Below are 24,070 nucleotides of genomic sequence, written 5' to 3'. Positions count from 1 at the left end.
GTACAAAGGAAATTAAAGGTTTGAGTTGTGAAAAACTTAAACTTATTTTTCTCTTATTGTAGATGTCTTTTGTAACTTGATAGTAGTATTAGTTTCTCCATTTTCCGAACCGTCACCAGGAAAGTATGGAAGTCCATCATAATCTACTAATGGGTTATAGGTTACTGACGCACCACCATCCATAGTTAATGTTTTGGTAATGACAGAACCTATAAATACCCCACCTTCTGATATTTTTACATCTGCATTCGGTGCGTAAAATAACCTTGTATCTGTACTAGATCCACCACTTAGTTCAACTTTCTTTCCTCCTGTGATGATATGACCCGTAAAGCCACCGCCACTCGTAATATTTATGTTTGTATCTTCACCGAAAAATGAGCCACTTATGGCTTGAGCACCTCCCAAGGTGAAGGATCTTGGACTGTCTGGATTACCCGATCCCTTAAAATAAATGGCCAATTGATTTGTGTCACCGTCATTATTAATGGTGCTTCCAGACCCCATAGTAATTTTCTCTTTTACATAGATGTTTAGTTTACCAGTACCGTTGATCTTTATATGTCCAGTTGATGCATCTAAGTGATCTACAATTAATGTTCTTTCTTCGTTGCCAACATTTATATTCAAGGTGTTATCTTCGCCTAATATGATTTCTTTGAAAAAAAGATTTTCATCTAACTCTAGTACATAATTAGTATCCCTTACTATATAATTATTAATTCTAAGTCGGTTATTTAAGATAACATCATATTTTTCATTCTCGTTTTTTTCAATTTGTTGATAGTCTATAACAGAGTATTCTTCAGGGGGTTCTGGAAAATCAGGTATGGTATATATCATTGGTTCTATTAAGTTATCAGAATCTCCCCTAAAACTAGCTATATAATTGATCATATTCGTATCATTTGAATTGTGATCTGGAAATTTAACTACTGCATTAAAATCTCCACCAGGACCTAAAATAAAACTCCCATTGTTTATTCTTGCCCCACCTCCATTTGGCCAAGATTCAAAAGTTATAGATTGAGGACTTGTAGAATTTGTTGCCACATATCCATCGATTGTTGCACCACCGCTCAAAGAAATACTCCCGTTGGAAAATACTGCAACATTATCAAGTAATTCAAATGGAGGTGTGTTACCTCCTCCAGATTCTGTAACATCAAGGATAAATGAAGATTGGACAGTTCGTGAACGATTTCCTATATGCGCAGTTGATGTAAGTATGTATTCTCCCTCTATTTTTTCTCCACTTACAATAGCATAAGGAGACTCTCCCATATTAGGGGAGAAATCATCATATAATGTATCTGATTCTATGAAACTTTCAACCTCTGTGAGTGAATTATCATCTAAAGACTGTGAGATTGCATCTAATTTCATATTCATAGCTGCTTCCGCAATATAATAAACCGACTGATAATCCCTCTCCCCAGTACTCATCTTCACATTTGTTGCAGTTACCCCCACCACACCAACAGCTAATACGGACATTACAACTATAAGTACTAATACTAAGACGAAAGATACACCACGTTCATTCTTTAATGCACGACTCACTTTATCGAACAGCCCCATAATACTATTCACCTTCTCCCCTTATATAAATAACTGTGGAGTGTGACACTTCTGGCTCCACGCTGACTATTTTTATATCGACTCTTCTGTTGCTAGCTTCGCCTGGAGTAATCTCAATCTCACTTATACCAGGAACAAGGGTTGACTCCGCTCCATCAATAATAGTGACTAGATTCCCATTTGCTTTATACTCAGTACCATCAATATAGAAACGATCATTTTCTGTTGTTACAGTATCTGCATTCCGAACTTCTTTTGTTAAAATATTTATGGCTAGCCGAACATTTGCCTGATTGTCTGATAAATTAGTTTGACTATTAAATTGGTTTTGACCAAATAGATGCAGTGATGTAACAAGAAGGACAACTAAAGATAGTAAGGCAAAGGATATTAATATCTCTACAAGGCTTAATCCTTTATTATTTTTGAGCATTTTCATTATTCTGTCCCCCATAATAAATATGTTTCCATTTGGGCTTCGAGTTTTTCTTTCGAACTATTATTATATACTCGTGTGAGGACGTTCACTAATTGACTTTCAGTATTTTCTTGCTTCATTGTTAGTTCAACGTAGTAATCTTCTAGGATTGTAAAAAATTTATCACCCTCTTCTGAAGGGATAGAAACATATTCAGAAGGAAGTGATTCTGCTTGATAGGAAGTCGTTTGACTTAAATGATATATCTCTTCCATCACTGTTTGAGCTACATAAGTTGCATCCATTATTTCATCTGATACATTTAGTGTTTTCGCCGATTGGACGAACATGGAAGTAAAAGGAATGATGATAATAGCTAATACGGCAATAGACAATACGATTTCAATTAATGTTCTACCATGTTCAGATTTTACTGGTAAAAATAAAGACTTCAATTTACCTCCCATAAAAACACCCCTTCATAAAGACCTATATAAAGTATTTTTTACCCATTATTTACTGCTATCATTTTTTATTAAATGAACAGATAATGAAACAGGTAAGTTTGCATAAACTACATTTGTGGAAAACACCTATAATCCCTTATAGTACTTAAGTTTCATAAAAAAAAGTAGAAAATAAATATTTTTTTAAAAAATTTGCAGAAAATAGTCCTATTTATTCCTATTATACATTATAATATGTGCATAGATTGATTTTTAAAGAGTTTGTTATATTTAACATTTTTTATAGCATAAATTCAATGGTTCGTATAGTATTATTTTCCTATACCCCATATTGCTTAATTGTACACTATTTAGAACGAACGGATACAAAGGCGGTGATGGTAAGTGGCACAGACGAGGAAAAGGTTAGGTGACCTACTAGTTGAGGCTGGTTTAATTACAGAAGGCCAACTTGAAGATGCATTGCAGCAAAAATCAGATAAGCAAAAACTAGGGGACGTTTTACTACAACAAGGTTATATCACAGAACAACAGTTAATTGAAGTCCTAGAATTTCAATTAGGTGTACCTCATATTAGCCTATACCGTTATCCGATTGATTCGAAAGTTACTTCAATCATAACGAAGGAATTTGCAACAAGAAACAACTTGATGCCTCTTAAACTAGAGGGAAATAAGTTATTTATTGCGATGTCAGACCCGATGGATTATTTCTCCATTGATGATATTAGACTTTCAACTGGTTTTGATGTGGAAGTAGCGATTGCAACCAAGGACGAAATTATTAAATCTATCCATAAATATTACGATTTAGATGATGCAGTGGAAGAACTGTTCGAGGACGTTGCTGGCAATGAAGAGGCAGAATTGGATGAAGTGAGTAAAAATGACTCTCCAATGGTAAAGCTAGTTGACCAGCTCCTACTGAGAGCAGTCCAAGAAAGAGCAAGTGACATTCATATTGATGCACATGAGAATAAAGTTCTTGTTCGTTACCGCGTCGATGGCGTTTTGCGAACAGAGCGCTCGCTACCAAAACATATGCAGAATATGTTAATAGCTAGAATTAAAATCATGGCTAATTTAGATATTACTGAAAACCGTATTCCACAAGATGGAAGAATTAAAGTGAATGTTGATTTCCATCCAATCGACTTACGAATATCGACATTACCAACCGTTTATGGTGAAAAAGTAGTTATGCGGATCTTAGATCTTGGTAATTCCATTAACGATTTAGATAAACTTGGACTTTCAGAAAAGCATTATAACGATCTGTTAAAAATGTTGAGTTTACCAAACGGAATCATACTTATAACAGGTCCAACTGGCTCTGGTAAGTCGTCTACATTGTATGCAGGGTTAAACCGATTAAATTCTGATGAAGTGAACATTATAACGGTAGAGGATCCAGTGGAATATCAGCTCGAGGGTATTAACCAAATTCAAGTAAATACAAAAGTAGGTATGACCTTCGCAAGTGGGTTACGATCCATCTTACGTCAAGACCCAGATATCATCATGGTCGGGGAAATACGTGATTCGGAGACAGCCGAAATCGCTGTTAGAGCCTCCTTAACTGGTCACTTAGTACTTAGTACGATCCATACGAACGACTCCATAAGCACAGTGAATCGTTTAATTGATATGAAAATTGAGCCGTTTTTATTGGCCGCATCGTTAGCAGGTATATTATCACAACGCTTAGTTCGTAGGATTTGTCGTGACTGCAAAAAAGAATATGAACCGAGTGTTAGGGAAAAGGATATCTTTTCAAAACGTGGCATGACTATCGACAAAGTTTATCGAGGAGATGGCTGTGCTACCTGTAATATGACTGGCTATCGGGGACGTCTTGCTGTTCATGAAATGCTCGTCATCGATTCAGAAATTAAACAATTGATCATGAATGAAAAATCTAGTCATGTGATCAGTGATTATGCTGAGCAACAAGGAATGACGTTTTTGATTGATGATGGCTTGGAAAAAGTGAAGCAAGGATTAACAACGACAGAAGAGGTTCTTCGAGTATCCATGGATAAGTAGGTGAGTTTATTGACAAAGAGCTTAAACGAAATACTTTCAGAAGCGATGAAGCTTTATGCATCTGATGTTCATTTAACAATCGGAAAACCACCTGTATTAAGAATCCATGGAAACTTAGCGCCAATGAACGAACCTCCATTAAAACCTGAGGATACACAACGAATGGTAGATGAAGTTCTTCCTGAGGCCATGAAGCAAGAATTGGAAAAAAGTAGACAAGTGGATTTCTCCTATGGAATACCTGGTGTTTCAAGGTTCAGATTAAATGCCTATTATCAACGTTCACACTTAAGTTTAGCAGTGCGGGTCATTCCAATGGTGATTCCAACACTGAAAGAATTGGACCTTCCAGCTGTTTTAGGAAAAATTGCAGCAGAAAAGCAGGGGTTAGTCCTTGTAACTGGACCTACTGGAAGTGGTAAATCCACAACCTTAGCTGCAATGATTAAGCACATGAATCAAACGATGCGAAAGCACATCATTACCCTTGAGGATCCAATTGAGTATTTACATCGTCATGATCAGTCCCTAATCGATCAGCGTGAAGTTGGATTTGATGCCATTAACTTTGCAACAGGGTTAAGAGGTGCCTTGCGTCAAGATCCTGATGTTATTTTAGTTGGGGAAATGCGGGACTTAGAAACAATCGCAACTGCCATAACAGCTGCAGAAACTGGTCACCTTGTTTTGGGGACACTCCATACATCAAGTGCTGCAGCGACGATTGATCGAATGATTGACGTCTTTGAACCAAGACAACAAGCACAAATTCGGGTACAGCTAGCATCTGTTTTAAAAGCGGTCGTCTCACAACGCTTAATTCCTACTTCGCAAAAACATGGTAGGGTAGCGGCAACGGAAATTTTAATTAATAATCATGCCGTTGCAAACTTAATCAGAAGTGAGAAGAACCATCAAATCGAGAGCATTATGCAAACGAGTCGTGCAGAAGGCATGCATACGCTCGAAATGAGTGTTCGCCAATTACTGACCCAAAAGCTGATCGACTTTGATGAAGCGAAGCCTTATATACAAGTGAGGGAATTATAATGCCTCAATTTCGATATCAAGGAAAGAAGAAAACTGGTGAAAAAAAAGAAGGAACTGTCACTGCCCAAACGAGAGCACAGGCTATTCAGAAGCTTAAAAACCAAGGTATTGGCCTAGCCTCAGTTCAAGAGATAGAAGGTAACTTCTTAAGCAAAGAAATCTATATAGGGAATCCAGTTAAGCTAAACGATTTTGTTATGTTCTTAAGACAGTTTGCCACTTTGCTTAACTCAGGTGTATCCATTGTGGACGCTACAGGGATTTTGTCACAGCAGACTAGCAGTAAGCCACTCATGAGGGCATTAGAAAGTGTGGAAGAAGAACTGCGGACTGGAAGACCTTTCTCTGAGGCGGCAGCAAAGCACTCGAATATATTTCCACCTATCTTTGTAAACATGGTAAGAGCTGGGGAAGCTAGTGGTAATTTGGACGAGTCACTTGATCAAGTGGCTACCCAATTTGAAAAGCAAAGTGAGACGAAACAAAAGGTTAAATCAGCACTTGCCTATCCTGTTATCGTTGCCGTTGTGGCAGTTGCTGTTGTTATTTTCTTATTAACATCTGTTGTACCAATGTTTGCAGCCATGCTTGGTGATATGGGAGGTGAGCTACCAGCTATCACAAAGCTAGTCCTTGCTGCCAGTAATGTTGTGGCAAACCTTTGGTGGTTAATCATTTTAATCGTCATTTTAATAGCACTGGGAATTGCACTTATTAGACAGCGTCCTGAAACAAAGTACTACTTAGACTATGCACTCCTTAAAATGCCCATTTTTGGTGTGATGTTACAAAAGGCGGCGATGGCGAGAATGAGTCGAACATTAAGTTCTTTGTTCTCAAGTGCAGTCCCGATTTTACAATCGATTCAAATTGTAGAAAAGGTTGTCAATAATGAGGTTGTGACTAGAACATTAAAGCAGTCAAGGGAATCACTAGAAGAAGGAAACTCCTTAACAGGTCCAATGAGAGAAAACTGGGTTTTCCCACCTTTAGTTGTACAAATGATAAGTATTGGAGAGAAAACAGGGTCCTTGGATCAAATGCTAGAGAAAGTCGCCATCTTCTATGAAAAAGAAGTGTCTTATGCTACAGACAGGTTAAAGTCAATCATTGAACCACTTCTCATTGTCATTCTAGCAGTAATGGTTGGAACAATCGTCATTTCCATCATTGTACCAATGTTCCAAATTTATAATGAGATTTAAATTGTAAAAATTAAGTTGAGCGATTCGCGATGAAAAATGATCTTGATGTAGGTGCTTGGATCATCGGGAGCGACTAGCACAACAGCAATAATAAAATAAATGATAAAAAAGGAGAGAAGAACATGTTGAAAAGAATGTTGAAGAATCAAAAAGGTTTAACGTTAATTGAGTTACTAGTAGTAGTAGTTATTTTAGGGATTATTGCAGCGATTGCGATTCCAAGTATTGGTGGATTGATTGATAACTCAAGGAAAGATGCTCATATTGCAAATGCTCAGCAAATGATTAGTTCGGCGAGGTTATATGTTGCTAGTGAAAATCCTACAATTGCAGAAGGTGGTAATAATATAACTTTAAATGATTTAATTACTGGTGGTTATATTGAACCAATTCAAAGTCCAGAAGATACTGGTTACAGCGTAACTGCATCTCTTGTAAATGTAACTGTAGCATCAGCAACTGGTGAAGCAGACAGATATGTCTATAGAGTGGAATTACATGAAGACGGTGCAGGAGGAAATGTAATTATCCCTCCATCTATACAATCTGAACTTACTCGTGGAAGGGTACGAGATTAACTATTTTCTATCCTATTTAATTAAGGAGGCCTAAAATGGAACTTCTATTACATGTTTATTTATTTGTACTAGGCGCCATTTTAGGCTCCTTCTATAATGTTGTAGGACTTAGGGTGCCATCGGGAGAGTCTATTGTGACTCCCCGCTCCCATTGCCCACAGTGCAAAAAAAACTTAAGCTGGTATGAGTTATTACCAATTCTATCGTTCCTCATTCAAAAAGGAAAATGTCGCAAGTGTGCCAACACTATATCACCAATCTATCCATTCTTTGAATTGATTACTGCAGTTCTTTTTACGATTTCACCGTTATTGGTGGGATGGTCAAAGGAATTGCCTATTGCTTTAGCTTTCATATCCTTATTAGTCATTATTAGTGTATCTGATCTACATATGATGCTAATTCCAGACAAGATACTCCTTTTCTTTTTAGGCCTTTTCATTGTCATGCGAATCTTCATTCCCCTAACACCTTGGTGGGACAGCATATTAGGAGCTGCTGTAGGTTTCGGCTTATTATTACTCCTTGCCATTGCTAGTAAAGGTGGTATGGGAGGGGGAGATATTAAATTATTTGGTGTCATTGGTATCATTCTTGGCTTAAAAGGTGTCCTAATGACAATTTTTATAGGAAGCTTGATAGGAGCGATTGTTGGTGGAGTTGGTTTATTAACGAAAAAGGTTACTAGGAAAACTCCGATTCCTTTTGGACCATTTATTGCAATTGGTGCAATAACGAGCTTTTTCTTTGGCAATTCATTACTAGAGTGGTACTTGAGCTTATTCTAACTGAAGGGAAGGGATCTCCTTGATTTCATCCATATTTAAACAAAAGTCCTCCAATGTTTTACAAATAAAGGACCATGTGATCCGATATATTGCTGCAAAAAGTCCAACTATATCTTCCATTAAAGGGTATGATGAGTATCTACTTCCTAAAGGAATCATAGAGCGTGGAAAAATCGTTGATAGACCAGCCTTTAATGAGATTATGACAGACTGTGTGAAGAAATGGCAATTAAAGTACAAGGAAGTAAAGTTTTTCGTACCAGACTCCTCCTTGTTTTTTAGAAAATTAACCATACCTTCAAATATTCCAGATGACGATGTGAGGGGCTATCTTAACTTTGAAATTGGCTCAAATATACATCTTCCATTTGAAGATGCCTATTTTGATTTTCAGTTTCTTACAACTGATGAGGAGAACGAAGGGGCAGACAAAGAGATACTGTTTTTTGCAACACCAGAGCCGTTAATAAGGGAATACCAAGAAATTCTTGAAAAGCTCAAGTTAAGGCCGATTGTGGCAGATGTTTCCTCTCTCTGTATCCATCAATTATATAGTACCCTTCAAGGCTATGATCCAGAAGAACACTATTTATTTGTTGAATGGGATTTGACTTCCATAAACTTGAGTATTTTTCAAAATCATCTTCCAGTTTTCATGAGACATATACCACTTACTATGGGTGAAGAGGATTGGGAAGTGGAAGTTGAGGAAGATAAACATATATTAATCTGTAAAAATGAAGAAAGAATTCTTATGGAGATGACAGATCAGCTCTCGGAAATCGAGAGAGTCATGAATTTTTATAAATATTCGTTGCAGCAAGGGGAAAAGGAGATAACTACCATCGTTTTAGTAGGGGATCATCCGATGCTGTCAACGATAAAAGAAAGAATGTCCATTTATGGAACGAAGTTAAACTTATTGACAGAGAAGGACTTAGGACTAAATAGTCAAAGACCAGATGTGAGTACAGGATTTGTAGTGCCTTTAAGCCTTTGCTTAAAAGAGGTGTCCAAATGAGAATTGATATAAATTTACTTCCTGAAAAACCGAAAAAGAATTATTTACTTATCACAATATTTGGGATTTCCTATGGTGTTCTCATGGTCTTATTATTATTTGGAGTCTTTTACTATCAGTCTTTACAACGGGAATATGTACAAGTAGAGCAGAAAATAGATACGACAGTAAAACTGCAGCAAATCGTTTCTGAACAGCAACCTGAACAAACAACTTATCCAAGGTTGGATAGATATGTTTATTCTATTGAAGAGAATCTTGTGTCCCCTACGGAAGTCTTAGATCAGTTAGTTGGGGAACTTCCTACTGGAGCAACTTTCGTCAATTATGATTACAACATAGGGGGTTCCATTAGCTTATCCGTTACGTTTGCTGAAAAAAGAGAGACTTCAAGTTACTTACACCATTTGAATAATCTTCCTTTGGTTAGTAATGTGACCTTGAATAGCGTTAATGTACAATCCGAAGATGATGTAGAAAACTATGCTGCTTCCTTTACCATTCAGTTAAACATGGACGTGGCGAAACAGATAACTCAAGGTGTCGTTCTAACGGAAGGGGAGGGTGCTGAATGAATCTAGATCGAAAAATAGTTAACTATATGTTGATTGGTTTTGTATTCATTCTCTTCCTTTTCATCATAGGAGCGTACTTTATGAAGGTCTCTCCATTACAAGATGATGTAAAACAAGCAAGGGCAACGCTTGAGATGGAAGAACAATTATTAGCCATATTAGAACAACAAAACCAAGTTGTTGAAGAGGAGCAAATCGAGTTTTCCACCTACCTTAAGAGAATTCCAGGAGACCTCTTCCTTGAGCACTGGCTCGTACAAATGGAAGGTATAGAATCAAGCTCAGATACCAATATTACAAGCTATAGTTTTTCGGCAGGATCTTATCAACTGACTTTTCCTACAGAAAATGAAGAAACAGAAGGAGAAGCAGAAGGTGTGGAAGATGACGTGCCGAGCATGGAAAACAATGTACCTGCAGAGGTCAATGAATCCATAAACCAAGTTACTGCTTCATTAACGGTTACGGCAGATAGTTTTGAAAAACTCCATTCCTTTTTAGAGGAAGTAGAGGAACTGGAAAGAATGACACAAGTGAATGCAGTTTCCTTTTCAGAGCCGACGGATGACGAAGGTGTGGAAAGTTTCACGATGAATGCTAGCGTGAGTATTTTTTACTTACCAGACTTACTTGATGACATTACGGAGTATGATATAGACAATTCCATTTTCCAACGTCCTAGCGGAAAAACGAATCCTTTCTAAACAAGATCATAATAAAAAAGCCTTCTTTGCATAAGTGAAGAAGGCTTTTTGTATTTTGAGTTTGAAATTGAAATTCATAGACCGTACAAATCTATTAAAATAATTCTATTAAAAATATGATATTTCAGTTCTATCATTCTGTTATGGTTAATAGAATATATCAACAGTCCTAGAAAGGAAGGAGTCAGGTCGCGTGGAAAACAAAAAAAGTGTGTCGATCCGTCTCAACGGGAAAGAGCATAAATACGTAGAAAACAATTTAAATAAGAACTGGAATGACTATCAACCAGAACGGCAAGCCCAAGGATCCCATTCCCCTCATATAAACCATACCACTATGGAAGATGAGGTTGCAGCAACTAGTGAGTCGTATATTGGGGATATAACTGCCTTTGGCAAAAAAGAGAAAAGCAAGGTGAACCGCAAACGGGAGAAAATAGTAGACTTAGGATCAAAGCGTGAGGAAATGGAGGAGCAAACTGGACCATTTTGGGATGACGGAAAACGAGATAAGAGTCCGAAGCTTCCTCCACATAAACGTAAGAAGAACCGACTTCCCCGTTTTTCATTTAACTTTTTCCTTAACCCAGCATTTTTAGCTGTGATTGCAGCTATTATTGTTGGAGGTGCATTTGGAACGGTCCTTTTGAGCATCTTTACGAACGGGGAGACAGTTTCAACGGAAATTCAATCTCAGAACGGAGGACAACCTGTCGTGACAGAGAATGACTCCCAAGTTCCTCTTTGGGGAGAGGAAGAAGGTGTAAATTTTGTTACTCCGCCTGTTCTTAACTTTCACGTTGTTCAAGCAGGTGCATTTTCAACAGTTGAGAAGGGAATGGAAGAAGCAGCGGTGTTTCATGATCAAGGGCTTCCAGGGGTGATCCATGAAAACCCAGACCTCCAGTATTTATTCATAGGAGGAAGCAGCGATAAAGAGGAATTGGAATTATTAACAGTGCATTACGAAACAGACTTAGATATTACGGATAAATATGTGAAGCAGTTTATTGTTGAAGGAAAAAATGGTGGTGTTCCTGAGGATTGGGCGTTATTTATGGAACACGGTGTTGACTGGCTGACCCAGGCGGCAACAATATCTATTAATGGTATAGCTGGAAAAGGATTAGATGAAGAGAAGGTTCAAACAATGATTGAAACGGGACAGGAATGGACGAAAGCATTTGAGTCTTTGGATTCACAAGAAGAGAACCCATTGCACGATTCAGCTAAAGAATGGGTGAAGGCTGCAGATGAAGTCGTACAATTATTCTCTCAGTCTTCCATCTCCTCAGAAACAATGTGGAAAACCCACCAAGAAGTTATGATGGCAATGATGAATTATGATCAATTAATAAACTTAACAGATAAAGCAGAAAGCCAGTGATCATTAAATGTTCGGCGTTAGGGAAAAAGAGGGGCAGATTGCTCCTCTTTTTATAGCATTAAGCTACATAGTTATATATTTACTATCATTTATCAACTATTGCCCTTGCTGGCTCTAGTAGCCTCCATTGCTATATCTACTTTCCATGAAATGATCGTAGTGCTATCTCTAACATGATTATCTTGAATATTCTTCAACATAGATTGAATACTAGCTTCGTCTTTTGAGCCAAAGAAGGATTTATAAATACTATGTGGTTTTGAATATGGCTTATTAGGGCATTCAATGAGACCATCTGTAGTTAGGAAAAGGTGATTTTCCCCTTGTCTTAATTCCCTTATCCCAATACTGTAACTGGTTTATTGATATAATTTTCTGAAAACATCATTTCGCATTATTTATAAATCGAGGCTTTGTCTTGAGAGGGGAATTTTTTAATTTACTACCATTTCGACTTTTTATATGAATGATTATTTTAAAATATCTTCCTAAGAGCATTTCATTTACAGTTTCAGTAGATTATGAGTACAATCAAGGTGTATAGTCAGATTGTTGATTTTACAGGTATTCATTTTTTTCACTAATAATGTCCATATTATAATTGGAAGGGTAGTGATCTTGGTGACAGAACATCTAAATAGAGTAAGGGTGGAGCAAGACTTAATGGGAGAGAAGGAGATTCCTGCTGATGCTTATTATGGTATACAGACTGTACGAGCAAAAGAGAATTTCCCTATAACAGGTTATCCACCACATAAAGAGTTAATTAGGGCGTTTGGCTATGTAAAAAAAGCAGCTGCAAAGGCAAATGCAAAAGTTGGTGTTTTGAATAAGACCATTGCTGAAGCAATTATGAAAGCAGCAGATGAAGTTATTGAAGGGAAATTAAATGATCATTTTATTGTAGATTCCATTCAAGGCGGGGCTGGAACGTCCTTTAATATGAATGCAAATGAAGTCATCGCTAACCGTGCTATCGAGATTCTCGGTGGGCAGAAAGGCGAATACATAAAAGTAAGTCCGACGACACATGTCAATATGGCTCAGTCAACTAATGATACATTTCCAACGGCAATCCATATTGCATGTTTAAATCTTTCCACTGGACTGATTACATCATTAAATGAGCTAGTGGAAACGATGCGCAAAAAAGAAAGGGAATTTGATGAAGTGATTAAAATGGGAAGAACCCATTTACAAGATGCGGTTCCCATTCGTTTAGGTCAGGAGTTTGGATCCTACCGTCGCATGTTAACGAGAGATTTAAATAGAATCAAGCAATCTGTTGATATGCTTTATGAAATCAATATGGGAGCAACAGCAGTTGGTACAGGCTTAAATGCCATGCCAGAATATATTGAAAAAGTTACGGAGTTTTTGGCTGAAATGACTGGTAAGCCCTTTCATCGAGCGGAAGACTTAGTAGATGCTACGCAAAATACAGATGCTTATACGCATCTTTCAAGTGCGATGAAGATTGTTGCAATTAACTTATCAAAAATCGCGAATGACTTGCGACTCATGAGTTCAGGTCCGCGAACAGGACTAAATGAAATTAACTTGCCATCTCGACAAGCTGGTTCTTCCATCATGCCTGGGAAGGTCAATCCTGTAATGGCGGAAGTGATGAACCAGATTTCTTTCCAAGTGATTGGGAATGACCACACGATTTGCTTAGCATCAGAGGCAGGTCAGCTTGAGTTAAATGTGATGGAGCCAGTTCTAGTATTTAATTTGCTCCAGTCCTTCACGATTTTACAAAACGGCATTCAAGTTTTCCGAAAATATTGTGTGGAAGGAATCACTGCAAATATTGAACGTTGCCGCGAACTAGTAGAACACAGTGTTGGTATTATTACAGCTATTAATCCACATGTAGGTTATGAGACTGCTGCACGAATCGCAAAAGAGGCCATCACCTCCAATCGACCAGTAAGAGAAATTTGTCTTGAACGTGGACTTTTAAACGAAGATGAATTGGATAGGATTTTAGATTCAAAAGAGATGACTAATCCTGGAATCGCAGCTGCAGAACTGATTTTTGGGGAATAGAAAAATTTCAAATAATTACATGTAGAATGTTGTCCCATTTGCTAGAATTATGTATACTATATATAACCTCTAGCAAATGGGTATTCCATTTTAGGAGGTCCCGCATGAAACCTTTGATATTAGCCTCTCAATCACCACGTAGAAAACAACTTTTAGAGCAAGTTCAACTACCTTTTTCCATTCAAGTGAGTCATGTTGATGAAACAGTAGATCCGAACGATAATCCGGCTGACATGGTCGCTTCTTTGGCATTCCAAAAAGCAGATGCAGTGTTTAAAAATAATAAAGATCATGTCGTTCTTGGAGCGGATACGATCGTTGCCATTGACGGAGAAGTACTTGGAAAACCGAAGGACGCACAAGAAGCGAAGGAGATGCTCCGCCAATTATCTGGGTCTCAACATCAAGTGTTGACTGGAGTAGCAATTTTAAGTAAAGATCACCACGTAACCTTTGTGGAAAAAGCAGATGTGCTGTTTTACCCATTAACGGAAGACGAGATTACTACTTATGTAGCAACTGGAGAGCCGTTTGATAAAGCAGGTGCGTACGGTATTCAAGGAATAGGCGCTACCCTTGTGGAAAAAATTCATGGTGACTACTTTTCCATCGTTGGATTGCCAATATCTAAGGTTGTTCGTGCATTGAAAAAATTTCATATCACAACAGACCACTCACAGTGAGCTCACTCAGCTTTGCCCCTGCATCAGTACTGCGGCGTTGGTCAAAAGGAAGGGGATTATTAATGATGATGAACATGATGATTCGCGATGTCCCAAAAAGCGAGCGCCCAAGGGAAAGGATGGTGAAAGAAGGACCACAGTCACTTTCCAATCAGGAGCTCATCGCATTGCTATTGGGATCTGGTACGAAATCGGAGTCAGTTATTAATCTGTCTGCGAAAGTCATCAAACACTTTGATGGTCTAAAGCTCCTTAAAGATGCCTCCATTAAAGAACTCCAAGATATCCGGGGAATTGGAGAAGCGAAAGCCGTGATCTTAAAGGCGGCATTAGAACTCGGAAGGCGTGTCCAACAATCTACCTTTGAGGATCGCTACACGATTCGCTCACCAGAGGATGTTGCCAATTACATGATGGAAGAAATGCGTCACCTCACACAGGAACACTTCGTTTGCCTCTATTTAAACACCAAAAATCACGTTATACACAAACAAACTATTTTTATCGGAAGCTTAAACGCGTCTATCGTGCATCCTAGGGAGGTGTTCAAGGAAGCGTTTCGATATTCGGCTGCTTCCATCGTATGTCTTCATAATCACCCAAGTGGCGATGTTTCACCAAGTCATGAAGATATGGAAGTGACAAAGCGCTTAGTGGAATGTGGGAAAATGATGGGCATTGATCTCCTTGATCATGTTATCATCGGTGAACACAGGTTTTGTTCCTTAAAAGAAAAGGGATATATTTAAAACCACGAGCATGAGAATTTCCTTCTTTGGACAGCATGTACATACGTCACTCAGTATGGTAGGATAAAATGAGAATTTTTATAACCTGGTATGAATACTTGTTACAAAATAAAGACATTTGATTTTAACCTATTTTCACAATAGACCCCATGAAAATAAATTTTTGCACCTTGGAAGATTAAAATTAGTGAGAACTAAGTTGGTGTGAACGTAAGTCCATGAGTAAACTGTCTCTTCCTCTACAAGCATGTGCTCTGTAGTGTATCCGTCGAGACAACTCGAAGCATATTCGTGATGTAAACGCTCGTTCCTGCGGGATGGTAGGCAAGGGTGAGACCCCACAGTGCGCAGCACGAGGAGGCTCACCAGCCGCCCGCGGAAAGCGAATGGACTGTAGCGAACACCAACATAACAAGTCCTTTTTTCACGGTAGTCTATATTATAGTCATACCAAATAATAAATTTGATTATAAATATATTAATAAATCAAGTGAAAACTTAATAATAAATAGGTATTATGAATCATGGATTTATAGTCAAACCATTTTTTTCTATCAGGTCGTATGAAAAAGCTACTCATTCCTTAAAATATTGAGTATAATTAACGATATGAGTTCTGTTTAATATGAAGGGAGATTACATAGATGTTTGGTGGTTTTTCAAAAGACTTAGGAATTGACTTAGGTACAGCAAATACATTGGTATACGTGAAAGGAAAAGGCGTTATTTTACGAGAGCCATCAGTTGTGGCCATTCGTTCAGATACTGGAAATATAGAAGCAGTAGGTAATGATGCAAAAAATATGATTGGGCGTACGCCTGGAAACATTGTAGCCATCCGTCCTATGAAAGATGGGGTTATTGCAGATTTTGATACTACTGCTACAATGATGAAGCATTTTATCCGTCAAGCGTTAAAGCATCGCTCCATTTTTACAAGGAAACCGAATGTGATGGTTTGTGTTCCATCTGGGATTACTGCTGTTGAAAAACGTGCAGTAGAAGATGCAACGAAGCAAGCAGGAGCAAAGGAAGCTTATACAATCGAGGAGCCATTTGCAGCTGCGATTGGTGCAGACCTACCTGTATGGGAACCAACTGGTAGTATGATTGTCGATATTGGCGGTGGAACAACAGAGGTTGCCATCATTTCACTAGGAGGGATTGTAACTAGCGAATCTGTCCGTGTAGCAGGGGACGAGATGGACGATGCAATTGCTCAATATGTGAAGAAAAATTACAATTTAATGATCGGTGAACGTACAGCTGAAATGATTAAATTTGAAGTTGGATCAGCTGGAGAGCCTGATATTGTTGATGAAATGGATATACGCGGAAGAGATTTAGTAACTGGTTTACCAAAAACAATTACGATTTCTGCTGATGAAATTGCAAAAGCATTAGCTGATACAGTGGCAATGATCGTTCAATCAGTAAAAGATACGTTAGAACAGTCTCCGCCTGAGCTTGCAGCAGATATTATGGATCGAGGAATTGTCTTAACTGGTGGAGGAGCACTTCTCCGAAACTTAGACCGCGTGTTGTCAGATGAAACGAATATGCCAGTTCTTGTTTCAGAAAATCCTTTAGATTGTGTTGCAATTGGAACAGGCAAGGCTTTGGAGAATCTGCACTTATTCCGTTCTAAAGCGGGCATCACCGTTCGATCAAACAGAAAAGGATAGTAGGTGTCGCCAATGCCATCGTTTTTTTCAAATAAGCGACTAATTTTTTTACTAGTGTGCATTATTATTTTAGTGGCACTCATTGGATATTCCATGAGTGACAGGCGTTCCCTTACATGGCCAGAGCAGTTTGTTACTGACAGTGTTGGATGGGTTCAGTCCGCATTTTCCAGACCCGCTCATTTCGTAGCGGGTTTCTTTGAGAATGTAAATGACATGCGTAATTTATATGATGAAAATAGAATTCTAAAATCTCATTTAGATGAGTATGCTGCACTTCAGGTTGAATTAAATGACCTACGAAGACAAAATGAAGAGCTGAAGGATTCTTTAGATGTAAGTGATAATTTATATGATTATACCGTCCGTTCTGCCTTAGTAATCCATCGTTCCCCAGATCGTTGGAATGAGTTTGTCGGAATTAACAAAGGATCACAGGATGGCATTGAAGTAAACATGGCGGTCATGACATCTAAAGGACTAATAGGGAAGATTCATCAAGTGTCACCATTCTCTTCTACGATTCAGCTACTAAGTGACCAAGCAAGGAATAATCGAATTTCTGCATTTGTTGACGCAGACACTAAGATTAACGGGTTTATTGAAGGGATAGACAGTGAAACAGGATATCTTCATTTTACGATGATTGATATTCGTGCTGAACTGGAAGAAGGGCAGCTTGTTGTAACATCAGGGTTAGGGGGAGTATTCCCTGACGGATTGCCGATTGGTGAGATTGTATCTTTTGAAACAGACGAGTTTGGGCTGTCCCAATCTGCTTATGTTAAACCAACGGCTGATTTTTATAATATTGACTATGTAATGGTGATAGAAAGCAGTGCACCAACATTAGCGCCTGAGATTAATCCTGAATTTGGAGAAGAAGAATGATGAGACGTTATTTATTGTTTATCGTTCTGTTTATACTTTTCATTGCTGAGGGAACCATCTACCAGGTTTTTGCACCTGATTTCCGTGGGTCTGATTATTTATTTATCCCTCGCTGGGTATTCATGATTATCATTTTTGCAGGGATATACAGGGGACGGGCAATAGGTACATTACATGCAGTAATCTTTGGTGTTTTATACGATATAATATTTTCGTCTGTATTAGGGATATATACGTTTGCTATGGGGTTAATTGCATACTTATTCTCCATTGCCCACCCTTTTTTTCAGCGAAATTTAGTTGTTAGTATCAGCATGAGTATCATTGCTGTCATGATTTTAGAGTACTTTGTTTATGGATTTATGCTCCTGTTAGGATATACGACTGTATTACATGAGGAGTTTCTATATATTCGTTTTATTCCAACTGTTATTATGAATTTAGTGGTCATAGCAGTTCTTGCGTATCCATTGAGAAAATGGTTTTATTATGTAAATCAAAGGGCTGAGGAGCAGGACAAGTTTCATTCGTGATGCCCTCCTCATCTCACACAACACATCAGAAATCCAAGTAAATACACAGTTTTAGCACAAGCGGGGTGGGTTTTCATTGGTACAAAAAACAGTAAAGAAGCAAAATGTTCTGATCAAAGGGACAAAAAGTGGACTCACCTTTATTCTTAATGACCAGTGTTCTTTTGATTCTTTGCTCTCAGAATTACAAGAGAAGCTATCAGAACGTCCAAGATCCGTATCGAATGACTCTGACTTCGTTCGGGTGAAGCTTGTTACGGGGAAAAGGTATTTGGAGCGCAATCAAATTGAGAGTTTAGAAAAAACGTTATCTGACTATATACACGCTGTAATAGATCATATTGATTCAGATGTTCTTACAAAAAAGGAGGCGGAGGAGCTTCGTAAAAATCAAGAAGTAAACCGTCTTCTTAAAGTAGTGCGTTCTGGACAAGTTGTCGAAGTTGTAGGTGATCTACTTCTTTTAGGGGACGTCAATCCAGGAGGAACAGTGAAGGCAACAGGGAATATTTATGTGATGGGAAAACTCCAAGGCATTGCCCATGCAGGAAGCGATGGAGATATGAATGCAGTAATTTGCGCATCCCTCATGTTTCCATCTCAACTGAGAATTGGAGATGTTATTCGAAGGCCTCCTGAAATGGATGATAATGTACCGCAAGAAATGGAATGTGCGTTCGTGAATGATAAGGGAGATATGGAAGTGGATAGCATTCAGAAACTCGTGCAGTATCGACCAGATGTTTCGTCAATTCTAGAAAACTAAAATTCTCCTTATTCTCTAAATGGTATAAAATCATGGTAGAATAGAAAATAGATTAGAAATAGTAGATAAGATTTTTTCATATAGTACATATTTGAGTTCCGTGGAAAGGGGAGAGTGACTTGGGAGAAGCAATTGTTGTGACATCAGGGAAAGGTGGAGTTGGTAAGACAACTACAACTGCAAATGTGGGAACAGCGCTAGCTTTATCAGGTAAAAGAGTTTGTTTAGTTGATACTGATATAGGTCTTCGGAATTTAGATGTGGTCATGGGTCTTGAGAACAGAATCATTTATGATCTAGTGGATGTAGTGGAGGGACGTTGTCGTCTATCACAGGCATTAGTAACTGATAAACGGTTTGAATGCTTAACTCTTCTACCAGCTGCTCAGACGAAGGATAAAACAGCTATAGAGCCTGAACAGATGAAACCACTAATCAATGAATTGAAACAAGATTATGATTATGTTCTTATAGACTGTCCAGCAGGAATTGAGCAAGGCTTTAAAAATGCAGTATCAGGTGCGGATAAGGCAATTGTTATTACTACTCCGGAAGTATCCTCCGTACGTGATGCTGACCGTATCATTGGTCTTTTGGAAAAAGAAGATATTGCACCACCTAACCTAATTATTAATCGAATTAGACCACATATGTCTAAAAACGGGGATGCTTTAGACATTGAAGAAGTGGTAACAATTCTTGCTATCGAACTGTTGGGAATCGTAGCAGATGCAGATGACGTCATCCGAGCGTCTAATCGTGGGGAACCGATTGCAATGGACCCTAAAAACAAAGCGTCCATCGCTTATCGAAATATCGCAAGGCGAATTTGCGGAGAAACAGTTCCTCTACTAAATCTTGAAGATAATAGTGGGGTCTTTAATAAAATGAAGAAGTTCCTTGGCATTAGAGGATAATTAATTTCATAGATTACTGTTACTGAATCGAGGCTGTCCAAAGTCATTTATATGACCTTTGGACAGCTTCTTTTTTATGTCTTGATGACCACAGGCGCTTAAGCTTAAGCTTTTCTTAATATGGGACAAACTTCTGACATATATGGTGGGGACAAGTCATACATATAGACTAAAGACTAAGGAGATAGGAAGGGACTGTATATGAGTAATCGTGTAGACAAACTAAAAAGAAAAATGGAAGCGAAGCGCAGGCAAAGAAAGCAGCCTAGTCAAAAAAGCTATGTTCGTGAACGAGTACGTAGCAGTGAGCCTTTTCCTTATCAGGTGAGGCACGATGAAGAGCGTGAATATACGTTATATAACGTAGACAGCAGGGGACCTGCATCAACTCAAAACGAACAACCAATTTTTCGTAAAGATAGGGTGATTATGCAAGTGTTGGCAAGTGTCTGTCTCTTTTTTCTTGTCGGCATTCTTTTTCAAACGCAGTCTCCACATTTAGAAGGAGCAAGGAATTTTGTTCATCAGTCTTTTCACGAAGATTTCCAATTCAGTGCAGTTGCTACGTGGTATGAAGATTCCTTTGGACACCCTCTTGCACTCCTGCCACCTGATATGAATTTAGTGGCTCCAGGTAACTTAGATGAGCAGGAAGATCAGGATATGTATGCTCTACCTGCTACTGGAACGATACGTGAATCATTCCAACAAAACGGTCGTGGAATTTATGTGGAAACAGACAGTGAAAAACAGGTGGAGGCAATTCGTGGCGGAGATGTAAGGTTTGTTGGTGAAGATGAAGAGGGAGAATGGGGAAAGGTAGTCGTCATAAGACATTATGATGGAATCGAATCTTGGTATGGCATGCTTAATGAGGTTTCTGTTCAACTATATGATTTTGTTGAACCTGGTGAACTGATTGGGACGGTTTCGCAACATGAAGATGACGACAAAATTGGTGTCTATTATTTCGCCCTTAAAGATGGAAACACTTTTATAGACCCAATAGAAGTGATTACAATTGATTAACTTACTTAAAAAAGTCCATATCCACCCTATTTTCTGGGCCATTCTTGGAGCAGGTGCTATTTCTGGTTTTTTCAAAGAGATCATCATGCTCTTTATTATCGTCTTTGTTCATGAAATGGGACATAGTATGATGGCGCAGCGCTTTCGCTGGCGAATAAAAAAGATTACACTCCTTCCATTCGGTGGTATGGCAGAAACAGAGGAATATGGAAACCGTCCAGTTCGAGAAGAAATATTGGTAGTTTTAAATGGCCCAGTGCAGCATTTATGGTTAATGGGGGTGAGCTACTTTCTTTTATTAACCCCTTTTTGGAGTGAAGGGGACCATCAGATGTTTATCTTTCACAACTTAACAATACTATTGTTTAATTTATTACCTGTCCTCCCTTTAGATGGTGGAAAACTATTATTTGCCTTTCATTCATATATTTTTCCCTTTCATAAAGCACAACAAATAAGTTTTTACATGTCTATAAGTTTACTTTCCATCATGTCTGTTATTGGACTAATTTTCTTACCGTTTCATTTGAATTTGATTGTGGTCATTATATTTTTATGGATTCATCATTACCTTGAATGGAAGCAACAACCTTTCATGTTTTTAAGGTTTTTGCTGGAGCGGAAAAGATATTTAATGAAAGGTAGTACAGATATCATTAGAGTCTCCCCGACTATATCTGTTGCAGAAGCAATGAAAAAGGTAAATAGGCAGAGGTACCATTATTTTATTCTAGGTAATAACAATTTTAGGCTAGAGGAGAAACAAGTTCTTGAAGCCTTCTTTGATGAAGAAAAAAGGTTACACCCTATTTCTAAATTAGTATAGCCCTTGCTAGCAAAACACCTTTCTTTATATAATTGGGACAACTAGTAGAAGAAATGGAGAAGCTAATCTTGAGAAAAGTTATATTAAATTCATTAGCAGGAGAAAAAAGAGCCGCAGTTTTAGAAGATGATAAAGTTGTTGAGTGGTTGTATGAATGGGACGAAGTGGACCGTTCTAGTAATATCATTCTAGGGAAAGTAATTGATATCGTACCAGGAATGGACGCGGCATTTGTTGATATTGGAACGGGCAAAAACGGATTTTTATATAAAAAGGAATTAGTTGCTTATCAAAACTATATGGATAACAACAACCCTCAGGCAGTACCTCCAAAAATAAATTCGTTTATTACAAAGGGAGAGTCGATCGTGGTACAAATATTAAAAGAGTCAACCGGCACAAAGGGTGCACGACTGACTGAAATGGTTACATATCCTGGTAAATACTTAGTCTATATGCCATACGCATCGTACATCGCTGTTTCAAAAAAGATGGCCGACCCTGTTCGTGAACGTTGGAGAAGTTTAGGTGGGGAGTTAATTCAGGGGAGCGAAGGTCTCATCTTTCGGACGGTTTCAGAATCAGCTGATGAAGAAGACATTTTGGAGGAGTTGGCTTGGTTAAGGATGCAGCATGAGGAGATGCTAAAGAAAAGAAATGATATATCTTCTATCCCATCTGTTCTCTATAGTCAATCATCCATCATTCAGAGAATCTATTTTGATTTTTTCAGTGATGGCCATACGGACGTCATCGTGGACAATGCTGACGATTACCAGAAGTTTGTTCGTCTCGGTGGGAAAAAACTCAGTTCTAGTTCTGGGATCAAACAATATCAAGGGAAAGAGAATATCTTTCATGCTTATGATGTTGAAAAACAGCTTGAGAAATCATTGTCTCGCAAGGTGTGGTTGAAGAACGGGGGCTTTTTAATCATTGATAGTACGGAAGCGATGACAGTTATCGATGTGAATACAGGCAAATTTATCGGTAAGGAAAATCTCCAGGAAACAGTGCTTAAAACAAACGTAGATGCTGCTAATGCTGTTGCTGAACATTTGAGGTTACGAGATATTGGTGGCATTATTTTAATTGATTTCATTGATATGAAAAAAGAAGAGCATCAGTCATTGATATTAGAGACTTTAAAAAAAGCGCTCAAGAAGGATCGTACTCTTACAAATGTAGGAGGGTTTACTAAATTTGGTCTCGTGGAACTGACAAGGAAGCGTTCTAGAAAATCCTTAGCTGAAGTTTTACAAGAGCCTTGCCATATCTGTCATGGTGTAGGACGCGTTCCTAGCCTAACTCATGTATTGTCAGAATTTGAACGGGACTTGCAGGCTTTGAGGAACAGTTTGGACGATGCTGTTTTAGTTGAAGTTTATGATACAATCATGTCCGCTTTACTAGAGGATGGAAAAAAACGATTATTACAATTAGAAGATACTTATCGTAAAATCATCTATTTAGTTCGCTCTGATCAAGGTGAAGCAGGAGGTAACCAGTGCACTATACGATTGGTTGGAAATAAAGACGAGCTTAAGGAAACTTGGAAAAAACGACTAAAATCCTCCTCAAATTAAAATGGAATTTGAACTTCATCATGTGGGAACAAGATTAGGATAGAAAAGCTCGAAAAACCTTATATTGACACTGTTTATTGAAATATGGTAAGATATCCTTTGTTAGTTGTTTGGATGGCTCCAAGGAACTATAACCGCACAGATCAGGTTTTTAAGCAACTCAAATAATGAGAAGCACCTGTGATGGCGAGTCTGAGTATTGAAGGAGGTGCCGTCGTGTACGCTATTATTGAAACTGGTGGTAAACAAGTGAAAGTAACAGAAGGCCAAGAAATCTACATCGAGAAATTAGATGCAGGTGAAGGAGATGCTGTTACATTTGACCGAGTAATCCTTGTAGGTGGAGAAGAAACGAAAGTTGGAGCTCCATACGTAGAGGGTGCGAGTGTTTCTGCTAAAGTAGAAAAGCAAGGTCGTGGCAAGAAGATGATCGTGTATAAATACAAAGCTAAGAAAAACTACCGTCGTAAGCAAGGTCATCGTCAACCATACACAAAAGTAACGATTGAAAAGATTAACGCATAAGGTGTTCT

The 24,070-nt window shown here is 38.2% G+C and carries 24 protein-coding genes and 1 other annotated feature; of the genes, 21 read left to right on the top strand and 3 right to left on the bottom strand.

Translation table 11 applies throughout. The features are described 5' to 3' along the window. Positions 1-42 precede the first annotated feature (42 nt). The 3 genes from BW724_RS15485 to BW724_RS15475 are packed head-to-tail and all read right to left on the bottom strand — an operon-like array spanning position 43 to position 2,466. Positions 43-1,593: a DUF7305 domain-containing protein gene (locus BW724_RS15485; protein ID WP_140354982.1), complete on the bottom strand. Its 1,551-nt coding sequence runs from the start codon at positions 1,591-1,593 to the stop codon at positions 43-45. Then, positions 1,586-2,020 carry a PilW family protein gene (locus BW724_RS15480; RefSeq protein WP_176371431.1) on the bottom strand — a complete coding sequence of 145 codons (435 nt, stop codon included), beginning with the start codon at positions 2,018-2,020 and terminating at the stop codon, positions 1,586-1,588. The genes BW724_RS15485 and BW724_RS15480 overlap by 8 nt, the downstream gene beginning before the upstream one ends. After that, positions 2,020-2,466 (bottom strand): type IV pilus modification PilV family protein, encoded by a 447-nt coding sequence (locus BW724_RS15475; protein WP_088076086.1) that lies wholly within the window; start codon positions 2,464-2,466, stop codon positions 2,020-2,022. The genes BW724_RS15480 and BW724_RS15475 overlap by 1 nt, the downstream gene beginning before the upstream one ends. A 384-nt stretch (positions 2,467-2,850) precedes the next feature. On the opposite strand from BW724_RS15475, the gene BW724_RS15470 reads away from it, so the two are divergent. The 21 genes from BW724_RS15470 to rplU all read left to right on the top strand — a co-directional run bounded on the left by BW724_RS15470 (position 2,851) and on the right by rplU (position 24,062). Beyond that, entirely contained in the window at positions 2,851-4,512 is a 1,662-nt protein-coding gene (locus BW724_RS15470) for a GspE/PulE family protein (RefSeq protein WP_088076085.1), read from the top strand. 9 nt (positions 4,513-4,521) lie between these two features. Then, positions 4,522-5,562 carry a type IV pilus twitching motility protein PilT gene (locus tag BW724_RS15465; RefSeq protein WP_088076084.1) on the top strand — a complete coding sequence of 347 codons (1,041 nt, stop codon included), beginning with the start codon at positions 4,522-4,524 and terminating at the stop codon, positions 5,560-5,562. Continuing rightward, the gene (locus BW724_RS15460; RefSeq protein WP_088076083.1) at positions 5,562-6,767 is read left to right on the top strand and encodes a type II secretion system F family protein; all 1,206 of its coding nucleotides are present in this window, start codon (positions 5,562-5,564) and stop codon (positions 6,765-6,767) included. The genes BW724_RS15465 and BW724_RS15460 overlap by 1 nt, the downstream gene beginning before the upstream one ends. Positions 6,768-6,889: 122 nt before the next feature. After that, positions 6,890-7,345 carry a prepilin-type N-terminal cleavage/methylation domain-containing protein gene (locus BW724_RS24380; RefSeq protein WP_088076082.1) on the top strand — a complete coding sequence of 152 codons (456 nt, stop codon included), beginning with the start codon at positions 6,890-6,892 and terminating at the stop codon, positions 7,343-7,345. 35 nt (positions 7,346-7,380) lie between these two features. Continuing rightward, the gene (locus tag BW724_RS15450) at positions 7,381-8,133 is read left to right on the top strand and encodes a prepilin peptidase (protein ID WP_088076081.1); all 753 of its coding nucleotides are present in this window, start codon (positions 7,381-7,383) and stop codon (positions 8,131-8,133) included. Between the two features lie 19 nt (positions 8,134-8,152). Then, complete coding sequence (gene pilM / locus BW724_RS15445; RefSeq protein WP_176371430.1) at positions 8,153-9,154, top strand: type IV pilus biogenesis protein PilM; 1,002 nt, start codon at positions 8,153-8,155, stop codon at positions 9,152-9,154. After that, positions 9,151-9,729, top strand: coding sequence for a PilN domain-containing protein (locus BW724_RS15440; RefSeq protein WP_088076079.1), 579 nt, complete (start codon positions 9,151-9,153; stop codon positions 9,727-9,729). Before pilM ends, BW724_RS15440 begins: the two co-directional genes overlap by 4 nt. Continuing rightward, on the top strand, positions 9,726-10,433 hold the full coding sequence (locus BW724_RS15435) for a hypothetical protein (RefSeq protein WP_088076078.1): 708 nt from the start codon (positions 9,726-9,728) through the stop codon (positions 10,431-10,433). Before BW724_RS15440 ends, BW724_RS15435 begins: the two co-directional genes overlap by 4 nt. A gap of 193 nt (positions 10,434-10,626) precedes the next feature. After that, positions 10,627-11,820, top strand: coding sequence for a hypothetical protein (locus BW724_RS15430; RefSeq protein ID WP_088076077.1), 1,194 nt, complete (start codon positions 10,627-10,629; stop codon positions 11,818-11,820). 621 nt (positions 11,821-12,441) lie between these two features. Beyond that, on the top strand, positions 12,442-13,872 hold the full coding sequence (gene aspA, locus BW724_RS15425; RefSeq protein WP_268876179.1) for an aspartate ammonia-lyase: 1,431 nt from the start codon (positions 12,442-12,444) through the stop codon (positions 13,870-13,872). A 104-nt stretch (positions 13,873-13,976) separates the two neighbouring features. Then, the gene (locus BW724_RS15420) at positions 13,977-14,555 is read left to right on the top strand and encodes a Maf family protein (protein ID WP_088076076.1); all 579 of its coding nucleotides are present in this window, start codon (positions 13,977-13,979) and stop codon (positions 14,553-14,555) included. A gap of 62 nt (positions 14,556-14,617) precedes the next feature. Continuing rightward, positions 14,618-15,304, top strand: a complete 687-nt coding sequence (gene radC, locus BW724_RS15415; protein ID WP_088076075.1) for a RadC family protein — start codon at positions 14,618-14,620, stop codon at positions 15,302-15,304. 644 nt (positions 15,305-15,948) lie between these two features. Next, entirely contained in the window at positions 15,949-16,989 is a 1,041-nt protein-coding gene (locus tag BW724_RS15410; RefSeq protein WP_088076074.1) for a rod shape-determining protein, read from the top strand. Positions 16,990-17,001: 12 nt separating this feature from the next. Then, positions 17,002-17,880 carry a rod shape-determining protein MreC gene (gene mreC / locus BW724_RS15405; protein WP_088076073.1) on the top strand — a complete coding sequence of 293 codons (879 nt, stop codon included), beginning with the start codon at positions 17,002-17,004 and terminating at the stop codon, positions 17,878-17,880. Further along, positions 17,877-18,413, top strand: coding sequence for a rod shape-determining protein MreD (gene mreD, locus BW724_RS15400; RefSeq protein ID WP_235848988.1), 537 nt, complete (start codon positions 17,877-17,879; stop codon positions 18,411-18,413). Before mreC ends, mreD begins: the two co-directional genes overlap by 4 nt. Before the next feature lie 76 nt (positions 18,414-18,489). Then, a complete protein-coding gene (gene minC / locus BW724_RS15395; protein WP_088076072.1) occupies positions 18,490-19,179 on the top strand; it encodes a septum site-determining protein MinC in 690 nt (229 codons plus the stop codon). Between the two features lie 119 nt (positions 19,180-19,298). Then, positions 19,299-20,096 carry a septum site-determining protein MinD gene (gene minD / locus BW724_RS15390; protein WP_088076071.1) on the top strand — a complete coding sequence of 266 codons (798 nt, stop codon included), beginning with the start codon at positions 19,299-19,301 and terminating at the stop codon, positions 20,094-20,096. A gap of 201 nt (positions 20,097-20,297) precedes the next feature. Further along, positions 20,298-21,125: a M23 family metallopeptidase gene (locus BW724_RS15385; protein WP_088076070.1), complete on the top strand. Its 828-nt coding sequence runs from the start codon at positions 20,298-20,300 to the stop codon at positions 21,123-21,125. Continuing rightward, positions 21,118-21,951: a M50 family metallopeptidase gene (locus BW724_RS15380; protein ID WP_088076069.1), complete on the top strand. Its 834-nt coding sequence runs from the start codon at positions 21,118-21,120 to the stop codon at positions 21,949-21,951. Before BW724_RS15385 ends, BW724_RS15380 begins: the two co-directional genes overlap by 8 nt. Before the next feature lie 68 nt (positions 21,952-22,019). Then, on the top strand, positions 22,020-23,537 hold the full coding sequence (locus BW724_RS15375; protein WP_176371429.1) for an Rne/Rng family ribonuclease: 1,518 nt from the start codon (positions 22,020-22,022) through the stop codon (positions 23,535-23,537). Positions 23,538-23,659: 122 nt separating this feature from the next. Continuing rightward, positions 23,660-23,741: a sequence feature (ribosomal protein L21 leader region), on the top strand. Positions 23,742-23,753: 12 nt separating this feature from the next. Further along, the gene (gene rplU / locus BW724_RS15370; RefSeq protein WP_088076067.1) at positions 23,754-24,062 is read left to right on the top strand and encodes a 50S ribosomal protein L21; all 309 of its coding nucleotides are present in this window, start codon (positions 23,754-23,756) and stop codon (positions 24,060-24,062) included. Positions 24,063-24,070 lie beyond the last annotated feature (8 nt).

It is taken from the genome of Litchfieldia alkalitelluris (assembly GCF_002153425.1).
Taxonomy (GTDB): domain Bacteria; phylum Bacillota; class Bacilli; order Bacillales; family Salisediminibacteriaceae; genus Evansella; species Evansella alkalicola.
The sequence above is the reverse complement of the archived record's forward strand: the minus strand, read 5'-3'. Positions and strand labels throughout refer to the sequence as shown.